We start from the raw sequence: 13,665 nt of genomic DNA, 5'->3' as shown, positions 1-13,665 counted from the left end.
AGTATTAATAAAAAGTTTCTATATTTGCACACCGATTCAAAGAAAGGTAACACACCGGCCCAGGTGGCGGAATTGGTAGACGCGCTGGTCTCAAACACCAGTTCTTAGGAGTACCGGTTCGATCCCGGTCCTGGGTACAAGACCGGAAAGAGGTGATAATTCACTTTCTTTCCGGTTTTTTTTAGTCCCTAAGTCATTGTTTATCTGGTATATATAAGAGAGTAAAACATTAGGTCGGGTGGTTCGATAATGATTTTTTGAAAATTGCAATTTTTGAGGAAATATCGAACCAATTATTTTGCGTTTCACGTCAATATCCCCGTCAGTATAGACTTTCGCAAGATCTACCAGGTTCGATAATGCTTGGTCTAGTAGTTTTAAAAAATCAATTTTTTTATTATCTTTTCCTTTAGTTAATTTAGCTTCGAGCTTTTCAATTTGCCCTTTACATTCGGTTTTAATTTCAAAATAATCATCGTCATCAATTACCCCTTCCATCAGTTTATTTCTTGCCTGTTTTAATCTGCTGTTTAAACGATCTATCTCTAATAGAATTGCTTTCCTTTCCTTTTGGGGATTATTAATTAATTTTTCAAAATTTTGTTTCAATACCTTTTTTAAATAGTTTTTTATAGATGCGCGCATTTCCAATGACTGCAATAGCTCTAAAAATTTTGAATTAATAATCTCAGATTTGTACCGGTATGAACAGGGAGACTGGCAATGGTAGTAATAATACTTATTTCCGGAACGTCCCGTAGATGCACTACCTGTGATCAAATGACCGCAATCCGGACAAACTAGGAAACCTCTTAATGGTAAATTATCGTCAGATAATACTTTTACATTGGGTCTGGCTGGATTCACATTTCCATCCATTATACATTGAACTTTTTCGAATAGTTCTTCACTGATCAGAGGTTCATGAATACTTTTAACAAAATGAGCCTCCTCTTCATTGAATTGCTCCACATAAATTTTCCCACAATATGCCGTATTGCGTAAACTTGCTAGAAAAGCACTTATCTTAACTGATTTTCCTTCCTTTCTGTTCATCATATCCATTATCTGACTCGCTGAATATACGCCTTTTGACATTTCGTTAAATGCCCATCTCATGTTAGAAGCTTCTGGTTCCTTCAGAGTTATATACTTCTTTCCGTTCTCCGTTATTTTGTTAGCATAGCCGTAAGGCGCCCTTCCCATTAATCTGCCTTCTTTTTTAGCACGGCGCATTCCATAATAAGTATTCAAAGCGCGCCTGTCGTTTTCGACTTCTGGCGCAGCAAGATATATAGCCAACATCATTTTATTTTCTGGAATTGAAAGATCTAAAGGTTGCTCAATGGCCTGCGGCTCTACGTTAATTTTCCTAAGTATATTAATCATTTGATAGGCATCACCAGCGTTCCTGCTGAAGCGATCCCATTTTGTAAAAAGCAGCAGATTTGTTTTCGAGCTTTTTTTCTTTAGCGTATCCAATAATTTAATCCACTCCGGCCTGTTAAAAGTCTTGGCTGAGTAATCTTCATAAATGATTTGACCTACCTGAATGTTATTGTTTTCACAGTACCGTTTTAATCGCTCTTCCTGATCTCTTTGTGAGTATCCCTTATCTGCTTGCTCATCAGTTGACACACGGATATATAAATCGGCTTTTTTCATATTTAAATCTTAGAAAATATTATTGTTCTAAAAAACGCTTTATAGTAATTGTTGATAGCATTTTTAAAAATTCTACAATCAGTTCCGCTTCCGCTATAGTTAGCTCAATTTTTTCCTCTTCTTTAAAAATTTTGATAATCTCATCAATGCTAATATTAATTTCAAGTTTCCTTTCCACGACCGATATCTTTTAAATAAAAATATCCGGCATAATTAATCGCAATTAATTGAGGTACTTACCTGCAACACTTGGCTTAGAAGTGCAAATTAATCTTAACATAAAAACTATAGTTTATCAGACTTTTAACATTTACTCAAAAGATACTGCTTTCGGAAGCAGTATTCTACACAAATGCATTAGCACAGACTACCTCCCGTAAATCTGCATTAGCAACAGAATTTATAATTTTGTTTATTATTTTTAAAGCGGCAACAAGATTTGTTGTGAAGAAATTCATCATTCTTAGATCCAACTAAAATACAAATAATCAGTTGAATGTTAAAATTATACAGTATAAATCTAATTATACTTTGTAAAATTTTGTAGGGACGGAGCATGAAATTGACACTTTTTTTGCCTTAATTTGAATTCAAGGGCTTATGAACTCAATTATCCAATTTGCTTTTTAAGTTCGTCCTTACTTGGAAGGATCGCCTTATACTCTTTTGCAAAAATAGTATTGTTGTTTTCTGGAAGTGTAAACTCGATCACTGTTTTGTTCTCTTCTTTGCAAAGAATAATTCCAATGGTAGGGTTCTCTTCTTCCAACTTCACTTTTCTGTCATAATAATTGACATACATCTGCATTTGCCCAATATCCTGATGGGTCAGCTTTCCAATTTTTAGATCAAAAAGCACGAAGCACTTCAATAAACGATTGTAAAACACTAAGTCCACAAAGAAACTATCGCCTTCGAATGTAAATCTTCGTTGCCGCCCTTCAAAGAGAAAGCCCTTTCCTAATTCTAGCATAAAATGCTCTAATTTATTGATGATCCCAGTTTCCAAATCACTTTCGGAATAGCGATTATCTTCTTTTAGATCTAAGAATTCCAAAACATAGTGACTTTTTAAAACATCGGTCGGCTTTTCTATGATCTGTCCTTTCTGGGCTAACTTCTTCAAATCTTTCTCGTTCCTGCTTAATGCCAACCTTTCATATATAGCTGAATTAAATTGTCTTGTAAGCTCTCTAACACTCCAGTTATTCTGGCTCGCCTCTATTTCATAGAAATTTCTCTCATCTGAGTTTTCGATCTTCATTAATTGAATGTAGTGAGACCACGATAATGAGAAAAAAGAATTACGAGACACTGATTCATAAATTACAGCCTCAGCAGAATTACGAGACGCTGTTTCGTATTTTTCAGAAATTCTATTTTGATACATTAAATAAAACTTTCTCATCCACTGCAAATTATCCACTGAATAGCCTCTGCCGAATTCTTTTGTCAATTGTTTACTTAGATTTTTCAAGGTTTCTTTTGCATACTCTGCTCTGTCCTTTCCATCCTGCTCATTCTCAATGATTACCTTACCTATTTCAAAATAAGTCAATAACATAGCCGTATTGATATTTCGAACAATACTGCTTTTAGCATTTTCGATTAACTGCTTTATTGAAATGAAAAGATGTGATGACAATTGACTCATACTTACAAATTTAAAATTATTTCTTTACTAAATATCGATATTATATGGTGGTAAATATGCCATTTTAAGGATATCAAAATAAAATTGCTGCATTTGGCAGTATGTGGCAGTACTTGGCTTTGTAAGATAAAAAAACACAAAGTAAAAAAACTACCTACAACTTCATTAATAATTAAGATTTTCACTATCTGAAACTAAATTTATATTTATTAAATCTGTAAACTATTTTCCATAATAAACCGGTAAAAAGGCAGCTAAGGTATTGTTGTCAGCCAACGCTTTTCCCGCCAAAAGACTACGGCATAAACGGTTTCCTCCCTAAAGGTACCCTCCAATTATTCCGTTTCCTTTTGGTTATTATTCATTGTCAACACTTCATATCTGCTTTCTTTTTTCCGGTTTTTCTTTTGAAAAATATTCTGTGACGCCTGAAAGGCTTTAGGATAAGCTGGAGAAGGGATGGGAAACAAATCTAAAATATAATAGGTACGGGAAACCCAAGTCTCTGCCGTACAAGAGCAATCACATGGATTTTAATATTGTCAATGAAATAAAATTAATCTACTCACGAAAAGGAAATTCTGAGAAATTAATAAGCTGTTCACGTGATGCCGTTGATGTATTTCGTCACTACTTTGACCCTGATGAAATAGATTATAGAGAATCGTTCTTTGCATTATATCTAAATCAGGCAAACAAAGTTTTAGGGATAAAGAAAATATCCGAATCAGGAATTACCTCAACGATAGTTGATGTAAGAATTATTATGCAAGCAGCCCTATTGTGCAATGCAACTGCCATTATAGTTGCACATAATCACCCATCAGGAAATTTAAAACCCTCACCGGAAGACTTAAAAATTACTCTGAGCATAAAAAGTGCATCAGAGTTTTTAAATATTAAATTATTAGATCATTGTATTCTAACTTCAACAGATTATATGTCGTTTGCCGATGAAGGACATCTTTGAATAAGTTTTACAATTACTAGAGTAAGCGACAATCCTTCATTGTCGCTTATTTAAAATTTGGCGAAAAGACAATCCCTTCCTTTGGTCGGCAAAGTCTTTTCGCACATCATAGGGAGTAACCCTATTGAAAAAATTAGCTTACATCAATTTTCTCAAAAAAGGTTACACAGACATAGTAAGGTTATATCAGATAACCATAGATCTAAAACAAAAGGCTATTTCTGATGAAATAGCCTGAAATTTTAAACGATGATTTCTTATAAAGTTCCTACACTTTGAGGATTAAACTGGAAATTTACTTCCTGCTTATTACCCATATTATCCGAAATCCAAATATCAAAACTTTGAGAGACTGAAGATTCGGAAGTATAGTATAACCTGAACTCCTTTTTACTTAGCGGATAGAAATCATTAGGAACAAAGGATGGATTGTCAAATAACCGCAAACTTCCGACTCCTTCAGACTGAAAATACCGTAGCAAGTAAGTAGTACCTGCATAATTTCCACTCGGTATAATACGACATCTGATCTCTACAGTTTCACCCTTAGAAATGTATTTCTGAACAGGCATCACATCTACCTCAAAAGGAAAATTCTGCTGAATTTCCAAAGTATCTTTCTCACATGATTGTATAAGTAATAAGATCATCACTGGAATGATGAAATACTTGAACAATAATTTAAATTTATGATTAAGTATATTTTGCATTTTATATTATTTTAAAAATTACATCTTATTCCAACACCAAATAGGGCTTGTAACTGCTCCGTCTGACTATTTTTCAAATAGCTAAGTTGCCCGTTGACCAGGAAAACCAAATATGGTGTCAGATAGCTTTCGATGGACAACTTACCATTTACCCCATAAATAAAGTGATCTGTTTCGGTAAGCATTGAACCGTCATATAGCAATTCATTGCCTTTATTAACCTGTTCATATCCTGCCAGAACACCAATTCCCATATTAAGATTAACATTTCGCATGAAGTCGCCCCATACGTAAAAACTGTAGCCTCCGTTAAACAGAAACATTTCTATCGGGATATTGTAGTTGGTATACTCATAATATTTTCTGCTATATTCTGCCAGCCCAAACAAATAATTCCCGTTCTTTCCATAAGAAATAAGCCCTGCTGTTAAAACATAATTTTGTTTTTCGGGAGAACTAGGAAATACAGAATAGGATATTTCAAATCCTTTTTGCTTCGGAATCATCTGCTGTGCAAATGACTTTGAACTCATTGTTAAAATGAAAACCACTGTTATCAATAATCTGTTCATCTTAGTTGGTTTTAAAATTTAAACTATTGATCAGTTTCGCGTTGATCAGTTCCCTATTCTCAAGCTGAATTTTTTGATGTCGTCCTCCGTTTCTTTCAAGAACTTCAATCTCTAAAACCTGATCTTCTAACAAAGTAAATTGCTCCAGTAAATAAACTCCTATAACATTGGAATGCCGAGTTGCAGTCAAAGAAGGAGAGTAAACTCTGATTGGTTCCAATAACTTATCTTGAATAACAGTTCTCTTTAAGTTCTTCTTATCAACGATCTTAAAGTTGACGATTTCACTTTCGTAAGCGACGTTGCTGCTGTTATCAATCTGTAAGGTAAAGTAGAATTTATTGTCATTCACGTGTAATGCACGGACAGAAAACTGAATACCGAAACTCTTTGACGCAATATGTTTAATAGTTTTTCCACTCTTTCGAAACAGACTTTCCATAATCAATTCTGTAAGTGATGAAGAGCTTCCCTTGAGATCTTCAAAAAGTACATCAGTTGAATATTCCCTTTCAATGCTTCTCTGCATCTTTACAAGATCGTAACTGAGGACATCAGGATATGCGCTATAAAAGACATCGAAACTGTAAAATTTTCCATCTTCTGTAATGACAGAAAAATTGGTTTCCTCTTCAAAATCCCTGGCAGCAGACTTAACCCGAAGAACATTTCCGATGGGTTCAGCTTTATTAGCAACCAAAAGATCACTTCCCAGATCGACGTATCTTATTGCGGAAGGAAAAATCACATGCGTGGTTTTACTGTAAGTCACCTCCATCCTGAAAGGTTCCAGCTTTGCCCCTTCCAATGAAACATAGGTCATCACGGAATCCTGACCAAATGCTCTGCTCATAAACAGCAGAAACAGAATAATGAAAATATAATGGCTCTTTTGTGTATTCATTTTTTAATTTTTTGATTAATTATTTTTCGGTACCAGCAAGACCTGATGGCCTGCTTTTACAGTTACTTTTAGCTGCCGCACCCTTTTTTGAAAATAACCGGACAACCCTTGTACAACACTCCTGCTTAAATCGGAAGCAACCTGCTGGCTAGCTGATTGAGTCATCATAATGTTGGTACCGGAAGTCTGGCTCATATTGGCAACAACATCGCTGACCGCATTTTGCTCCGGTGAATACGGAATATATAACCCCAATTGCCCATCATTATCATAGATATTGATTTCTACAGGATAGACGCTGCCCTTATATTGAATGGAGGATATTGTTAACTGAAGTCGCCCACCCTGAAATTTACCTGAAGCGATAAGCAAACTGCCCGGAGGAAGTTCTGTACGCCCTACCTGCAACGCCTCGATCAGTCTTATGGATAGTGTACTTTCATTGACTACAGTCTTAGTCTCATAGATAATACCTTTTATCGCATTTTTAGACTGACCTGAAATTACCGTTTCATTTTGAACATTATAAAACCTATTTTGATTCAAACCTGCCACAAAAGCACTGTCTGACGGCTCTCTGTATAATGAGGAAACAATATTGGAATGTGCAGGTCTTACTGAAGTCAGTTTAACTTTCTTTTCAGTAGATTTGTTAGGCTCTTCTTTTGGTGCAGACTCTTCCTGTCTTGGAGTTGTCGGAAAGTATTTGGCTGCCATCTGATACGATTTTTCCATCAGTTCTAACTGATCGTTCATTCCAAGACCTGCTGGAACAGCATTGTTCTGCATCGCTTCATTCTTTAACCTTGAAATTTCTTTCCTCAGATTATTGACTTCCTGATCATCCCGGCCATAGAACGAACTCAAAGTCTGCTGTGCATTACGATAACTGTTTATAGCATTCTGATCGGATTGCTGAAGAGTACTCGTATTAGATGGTAAAGCAGAAGTATTAATATTCGAATTTAAAGTACCCTGGTTATTCCAATAGTCCGATAAAGTGGTTATCGTATTTCTTTTCTCTTCATTTTTTTGCTCCAGCAGCTGTTGCTCATAAGCCTTTTGCTTATCCGACTGCAACTGTCCATCCTTTGCCTGTGGAATAGCAGCATTAAAACCTGCTTCTTCAACTAAAGTAGTATTGGATTTTGGTTTAAAAATAAGGTAAAAGCAAGTTGCACAAACGACAGCAATCAGGAAATAAATAACCGGCTTCTTCACTCTCTCCCATTGGGCTTTCGGATGATTACCCAAGTCATTGGAATTTTGAGGAAGATCATTTTCTGTGATTTTAATTTTCTTTGGATCTTTCATGCTCTATTCTTTTGCTGGTGAGTTTACTGTATCATTATGTCCTGAACTTCTTTCTATAGTCTTCTTAGAAATTCCGTCAATGTGATGGATCGACATGGTATTTCTTCTTTGACCTGTTGAAATAAAGACGTTGACAATAACAATGATTGTTAGCAGTACATAACCGCCAAAGAAAACTTTGGTTAGCAATCTTTGCTTCGCTATAGGGAGAACCTTCCAATGATTCTCCGTCTTTAAAACATAATGTTCGATTGTATCTCTTAATTTTTTCATTGCGGTCATGTTAGCGTTCGACAGTTTCTACATCTTTGTTTTCAATCACGTTGAATTTTTCTATCGTAAACCCCTGTGGATTGCTGTCAGACCTTACAGAATTAACCAAAGAACAGTTCGTGACCAAATTTCTGATCGTAAGATTACTGGATCTGATAATAAACTGCCTGCCATAAGTTCTTACATCATAAGGATAGCTGTCGAAGTTCGCAACAACACTGTCCACTTCAATTCTTTGCTGGATATTACCGGAAATGATTCTGTTGTAATATCCTTTTTCCTGGAGGTCCTTATAGTAGTTAAATGCGGATTGGTCAGCCAGATTGAAGGCCCTCTTGACATTACTTTCAATGGCATTCTTGTCAGGCGCTATCGTGAAAAACAATTCGTGAAATCTTCTCACATGCTCCCTAGCTTCAACCGGCCTATTGATCGACATATCCTGTGAAAGCGCTACCATCAGGGATTTACCGTTATCCAGCACATAAATCTTCTGCCGCTGCTCTTCGGCAAACTGGTAAGATTTAAATACCACTACGCCCACAACACCAAAACATAACACCACAAAAACAAACGTAAATAATCGGATCTGCTTGAAACTGCTCTCAATATTTCTTAAAGTTTTAAATTCCATAGAACTGTATTTTTTATTTTAATAATCTTCCCGAAATATTACCTGTTGCAGAACCTGCTGCAGCGCCCGCAACATTACCAGACTTTGTAGCGGTCTGGTTCACATTACGCATGAAATTGCCTGCTCCTCCTGCCTGAATTATCCAGCCCGTAACAGTTGGTACTGTAAAATAGCCTATGATACCGATTACCATATAGATAATGTACACGGTATTGGAAGTATCAGGAATAAAAGTGGGGTCTGCGAGCATCTCAATATCCCGTTCTAAAATCAAAGCCTGTATCTTGGCCAGAATAGCACTGAATATGTCAGCAACCGGAAGCCATAAATAAACACTGACATACCTTGTCAGCCACTGGGTTAATGTGGTCTGAAAACCATCCCAGACGGAAATCGCAAATGCGATTGGTCCGAGGATTGAAAGAACGATCAGAAAGAAGGTCCTGATGGTATCAATGACCAATGCTGCTGACTGAAAAAGGATTTCAAGAAATTCACGGAAACCATCTCTGATATCTTTCTTGATCGCAAACATCTCCCTCTCAATATACATTCCCGACATCGTGACCAAATCAGATGGCGACCAGCCAAGTTCTTCCAGCTTTTTGTCAAATTCTTCATTAGAAATCAGATAAGCCATCTCTGGATTTCTGAGCATGGCTTCCCGCTCTAAAAGATCTTTTTTCTGCTGTAGTTCATTCATATCCAATACCTGGTTTTCCAACATGGAATGACTTCCCTGAACAATGGGACTCATAACACCATTTAATCCTCCTAAAACCAATGTTGAGAAAAACATAATGCAGATGCCAATGGCAAAAGGTCTCAGCATAGGAAACAAATCAATAGGTTCCGCACGGCTCAACGACTGCCAAACTTTCAATGCCACATAGAATAAAGCACCCAATCCTGCGACTCCTTTTGCCACAGCAGCCATATCCGCACACATAGGCATCATTTCTTCGTAAACGGAACGCAATACTTCGTGTAAGTTGCTCGGTTCCATTTTACCAGTATTTTTGATTGGAGGTTCCGTAGAGATCTAACACCCTTTGGGTATTGTTCTGTTTTTTTGCTCTCAGATAGCTTACCGAAATATTCTTATTAGTGTAGTAGCGTACCAGATTATGATAAGCTTTCACCTCTTTGTAAACCCGGTCGATAACATCCATTCTTTCCTTATCGTTAAGCGATAGGCCATTTGAAGTAATAATTTCTTTCAGTTCTTTTAGTAGTTCCGTACTTTCCGTAAGAAGAGCAGAATAACCATTGGCAATAGATGCCAATTCCTGCGCGTTAAAGTTGGGGTCATTCAGCATTTTTCCGAAATTATTGACATACATTTCAGAAACGTCACCCACTAAAAGAACCGTCTGCTGGACCTTTCTGGCATCTTTTACAAGATTGTTGACGGCTTTGAGTTTATCGTAATACTCTTTACCCTGCTCGTACACCTTTTTGACTTCGTTGAAGTTCTTAACAACGTTGGATACCGTCGATGAAGTCTGTACAATTTCGTTGGCAGAGTTCAAAATACCTGATGCCAGATTAGCAGGGTCAGTTACTACAAATTGTGCTTTTGCATAGGTGAAGGTAGCAAAGAATGCTACCATTACTGTTTTAATGATTAAATGTTTCATTGTTGTAAAATTTTAATTGATTTAGTTGTCTTTCGTATTCGATTTGATTCTCTTGAGAGAAATCCTCTTGATGGCATGTTCTACATTACCGTCAAGTTCCGATGCAAGATTCATCACTTCCATCTTTTCTGTTTCTTCCGTGGTATAGGCCAGGTATTCCTCAGTGGATACTTCGGTGGCATAGACTGCGGAGTGCGTTCCACCTAACCCAATCCATACTTCCTTATACAATCTTCGTGGATCATTGTTCATATTGATAGAAAGTACCTGAGCTTTTTCTTTATCAGTCAATCCCAGCATAGCCTGAATGTCATCGAACTTGTTCATATACTTACGCTGATCGAGAAGGATTTTACAGTCAGAATTGTTGATTATACTTTCCTTAACAATCGGTGATTGTATAATATCATCAACCTCCTGAGTTACTACAATGGCTTCCCCAAAGAATTTTCTTACCGTCTTAAAAAGATATTTGATATACTCAGCCATCCCCTCTTTCGCAATGGCTTTCCAGGCTTCTTCGATGAGGATCAGTTTTCTGATTCCTTTAAGTCTTCGCATCTTATTGATGAAAACTTCCATAATGATAATGGTTACAATAGGAAATAGAATTTTATGATCTTTAATAGCATCGATTTCAAAGACAATGAAACGCTTGGATAACAAGTCCAGCTGCTTTTCTGAATTGAGCAGATAGTCATATTCGCCTCCTCTGTAGTAAGGCTCCAACACATTAAGAAAGTTGGCTATGTCAAAATCCTTTTCTCTGACTTTCTTTCGCTCCAATACTTTCTGATAATCCTCTTTGACAAAGTCATAAAATCCATTGAAAGACGGATGCTGATCATTGGATTTTATCTTTTCAATATATCCACTTACTGCATTGGACAATGCTACCTCTTCCGAGCGGGTCGGTGGTTCATCATCTCTTTTCCAAAGCGTTAAAATCAAGGTTTTGATACTCTCTCTTTTTTCGATATCAAAGACGCCGTCATCGGTATAGAATGGATTGAAAGCAATAGGATTGTCCTCTGTATAGGTAAAATAAACCCCATCCTCACCTTTGGTTTTTCCTTTAATCAATTCACATAATCCCTGGTAGGAATTTCCGGTATCAACCAAAAGAACATGAGCACCCTGTTCATAATATTGACGCACCATGTGGTTCGTAAAGAAAGACTTACCGCTGCCTGAAGGTCCGAGGATGAATTTGTTTCTATTGGTAATAATCCCCTGCTTCATCGGCAGATCCGAAATATCCAAATGAATCGGCTTTCCGGTCAAACGGTCAGCCATTTTGATCCCAAAAGGGGATGGAGAATCCTGATAATTTGTTTCTTCGGCGAAAAAACATAATGCCGGTTCTATGAAAGTATAGAAGCTTTCTTCGCTTGGAAAGTCCCCCGCATTGCCAGGAATTCCCGCCCAATATAAGGTCGCTGTATCCGTTGTGTTGTGGCGGGGTTTGCATTCCATCAGTGCTAATGCACTTCCTGTATCATTCTTTAATTGTTTTAGTTCAGCGGGATTATCAGACCATGACATCACATTGAAATGAGCCCGGATAGATTGTAACCCAAAAGAATGTGCTTCATTCAAATACTTTTCGATCCACTCTTTATTGATCTGATTGGCTCTGCTGTATCTTGCGAGTGAATGCATATTCCTCGCTGATTTTTCAAATTGTCGAAGATTTTCATCACTGTTGTCAATAAACAAATACTGGTTATACATGTGATTGCAGCTAAGCAAAAGTCCCACGGGGGGAAGCAAACGACAGCAGGCAATCACTGCGGTCTGTGCTTAACTTTTCATAACGGCTGTGCGAGGATACGGTTCCAGGCAAATCCTCGGTGTCAGACAACGTATGCATACTGATACGGTTGTTACCAATCCGCATTTCTTCAGATCCCAACTTAATGTCCTGCAATGACGGATTGGCTTCACGGGATAACGTCAGATACTGTCCTAGTAAACCTGAGCTTTCTGACGTTCCTGATATCTCATCTTCATTCATCCTTTCGAGATGAATATAGCCGCTGTCATTCATTATCCGCTCCAGCTGGTCCACAGCTTCTAGAAATCGATGGATGACTTCTTTATCCTTAATCTCTTTTGGAATCAGCTTACCTCTGCACAGAGATGAAAAGTTACTCTGCATACGCATTCTCTCCTTACTGGTTTTCGTGATGAACAGGTAGCAGTAATGATTTAAAAACGGTCTCTCATTGAAATGCCTTTCAAATGATTTTGACAGAAAACTCTGGTCTTCTTTCGATAGGTCAGGATTGTAGTTCTCTTTGATAAACCAATCCTGTTTATGTATTACCGTATAGTCAGGAAGCGTTTTAATAGCTTTGAACCATGCAGAGTGCATCGCTTCATACTCAGCGGAAGCAACGGTAAACAGTTCGGGAAGTTTTACTTTAAAGCAAACCGTAACATCGGCGTCCTTTGATATAATACAGCCATTTTCAATCGCCAGCAATGGAAATTTACTTTCCAACGTTGCTACCTTGGAAGAATTTCTCATACGCCTGCTTTTTTAGAGTTAGCTTTCAGATACCGGTAAATACTCTTACGGCTAATGATGTACTTAGGATGCTTTCTGCAGGCACCTAATTTCATTAAGCCATGTTCTCCGTATTTTCCGTTCAGCGTAAAAGTCTGCCAGATGAGAAGTCCACTAATGAATCCCCCCAGAATGAGACAGAGATAAGTATTGACACCAATCATATACATAATCATGACAGAGATCAATACCCCAAGCAAACCACCGACGAAAATAAAAAGGTACTGTGCTTTAAGACCTTTAAATTCTACCGTCTTCCCTATTCCTTTATTGATATGATAGGTATTCATAATCATGATTTAAAGGAAGAATGAGCGCAGAATTGTCGCCGCAACAATTAAAAAGATACATGCTCCAAACCAGCTTGCAGCGGTCTTACTGGTGTCTGGATCACCACTGCTGAACTTGTTGTAAACCTTTACACCGCCGATTAACCCTACTACCGCACCAATAGCATAAATTAATTGGGTAGCGGGTTCAAAATAAGAGGTAACCATCTGTGTCGCCTCATTGATTCCCGCTGAACCATTACCTTGGGCAAAAACTGAATTAAATGTTACCAATGTTAAAATTGCATACAGCAATTTTCTTCTTTGTTTTTCCATTTCTTGAATTTTAATTTGTTGGAACACTGCGCTCTGCAGGTCTCGGAAACAAATTTGTTCTGGAAAAACGAGGTATTTTTTTCTTGTCTTTGAGCGTACCTCTTTGGCTTCAGAAGACACCATTTCTTGTAATAAATGATAGAAAATACCAG

General features: G+C 37.3%; 14 protein-coding genes, 1 tRNA gene and 1 pseudogene. 2 read left to right on the top strand and 14 right to left on the bottom strand.

Translation table 11 applies throughout. From position 1 onward, the window contains the following. The first annotated feature begins 57 nt into the window (after positions 1-57). Positions 58-137: transfer RNA gene (locus AAHI02_RS19785), tRNA-Leu, on the top strand. On the opposite strand, the gene AAHI02_RS19780 is transcribed toward AAHI02_RS19785, so the two are convergent. From AAHI02_RS19780 to AAHI02_RS19770, 3 genes are all read right to left on the bottom strand, one after another. After that, on the bottom strand, positions 91-1,665 hold the full coding sequence (locus AAHI02_RS19780; RefSeq protein WP_323673773.1) for a recombinase family protein: 1,575 nt from the start codon (positions 1,663-1,665) through the stop codon (positions 91-93). The two genes, AAHI02_RS19785 and AAHI02_RS19780, sit on opposite strands and share 47 nt — an antisense overlap. Before the next feature lie 19 nt (positions 1,666-1,684). Next, positions 1,685-1,843 (bottom strand): hypothetical protein, encoded by a 159-nt coding sequence (locus tag AAHI02_RS19775; RefSeq protein ID WP_322924938.1) that lies wholly within the window; start codon positions 1,841-1,843, stop codon positions 1,685-1,687. Positions 1,844-2,275: 432 nt separating this feature from the next. Continuing rightward, complete coding sequence (locus AAHI02_RS19770) at positions 2,276-3,319, bottom strand: PDDEXK nuclease domain-containing protein (RefSeq protein WP_322924936.1); 1,044 nt, start codon at positions 3,317-3,319, stop codon at positions 2,276-2,278. A 526-nt stretch (positions 3,320-3,845) separates the two neighbouring features. Between AAHI02_RS19770 and AAHI02_RS19765 the strand changes: the two genes are divergently transcribed. After that, complete coding sequence (locus AAHI02_RS19765; protein ID WP_322924934.1) at positions 3,846-4,289, top strand: JAB domain-containing protein; 444 nt, start codon at positions 3,846-3,848, stop codon at positions 4,287-4,289. A 257-nt stretch (positions 4,290-4,546) separates the two neighbouring features. Here the strand turns inward: AAHI02_RS19765 and AAHI02_RS19760 are convergent, their stop codons facing one another. From AAHI02_RS19760 to AAHI02_RS19710, 11 genes and pseudogenes are all read right to left on the bottom strand, one after another. Then, positions 4,547-4,999 (bottom strand): DUF3872 domain-containing protein, encoded by a 453-nt coding sequence (locus tag AAHI02_RS19760; protein ID WP_322924933.1) that lies wholly within the window; start codon positions 4,997-4,999, stop codon positions 4,547-4,549. Positions 5,000-5,010: 11 nt separating this feature from the next. Beyond that, entirely contained in the window at positions 5,011-5,571 is a 561-nt protein-coding gene (locus AAHI02_RS19755; protein ID WP_322924931.1) for a conjugal transfer protein TraO, read from the bottom strand. Between the two features lies 1 nt (position 5,572). After that, positions 5,573-6,475, bottom strand: a complete 903-nt coding sequence (gene traN, locus AAHI02_RS19750; RefSeq protein WP_322924929.1) for a conjugative transposon protein TraN — start codon at positions 6,473-6,475, stop codon at positions 5,573-5,575. 15 nt (positions 6,476-6,490) lie between these two features. Beyond that, positions 6,491-7,789 carry a conjugative transposon protein TraM gene (traM, locus tag AAHI02_RS19745; protein WP_322924927.1) on the bottom strand — a complete coding sequence of 433 codons (1,299 nt, stop codon included), beginning with the start codon at positions 7,787-7,789 and terminating at the stop codon, positions 6,491-6,493. Between the two features lie 3 nt (positions 7,790-7,792). Beyond that, positions 7,793-8,062, bottom strand: a complete 270-nt coding sequence (locus AAHI02_RS19740; protein ID WP_346984627.1) for a hypothetical protein — start codon at positions 8,060-8,062, stop codon at positions 7,793-7,795. A 10-nt stretch (positions 8,063-8,072) separates the two neighbouring features. After that, a complete protein-coding gene (traK, locus tag AAHI02_RS19735) occupies positions 8,073-8,696 on the bottom strand; it encodes a conjugative transposon protein TraK (RefSeq protein WP_322924924.1) in 624 nt (207 codons plus the stop codon). 13 nt (positions 8,697-8,709) lie between these two features. Next, positions 8,710-9,702 carry a conjugative transposon protein TraJ gene (gene traJ, locus AAHI02_RS19730; RefSeq protein WP_322924922.1) on the bottom strand — a complete coding sequence of 331 codons (993 nt, stop codon included), beginning with the start codon at positions 9,700-9,702 and terminating at the stop codon, positions 8,710-8,712. Between the two features lies 1 nt (position 9,703). Further along, the gene (locus tag AAHI02_RS19725) at positions 9,704-10,336 is read right to left on the bottom strand and encodes a DUF4141 domain-containing protein (RefSeq protein WP_322924920.1); all 633 of its coding nucleotides are present in this window, start codon (positions 10,334-10,336) and stop codon (positions 9,704-9,706) included. Between the two features lie 21 nt (positions 10,337-10,357). Further along, positions 10,358-12,869: pseudogene (locus tag AAHI02_RS19720) on the bottom strand (TraG family conjugative transposon ATPase). After that, positions 12,866-13,198, bottom strand: a complete 333-nt coding sequence (locus AAHI02_RS19715) for a DUF4133 domain-containing protein (RefSeq protein ID WP_322924916.1) — start codon at positions 13,196-13,198, stop codon at positions 12,866-12,868. The pseudogene AAHI02_RS19720 and the gene AAHI02_RS19715 overlap by 4 nt, the downstream one beginning before the upstream one ends. A 9-nt stretch (positions 13,199-13,207) precedes the next feature. Next, positions 13,208-13,513, bottom strand: coding sequence for a DUF4134 domain-containing protein (locus AAHI02_RS19710; RefSeq protein ID WP_322924914.1), 306 nt, complete (start codon positions 13,511-13,513; stop codon positions 13,208-13,210). Between the last annotated feature and the right edge of the window lie 152 nt (positions 13,514-13,665).

The sequence above is a fragment of the Chryseobacterium sp. POE27 genome, assembly GCF_039727685.1.
GTDB lineage: Bacteria > Bacteroidota > Bacteroidia > Flavobacteriales > Weeksellaceae > Chryseobacterium.
The sequence above is the reverse complement of the archived record's forward strand: the minus strand, read 5'-3'. Positions and strand labels throughout refer to the sequence as shown.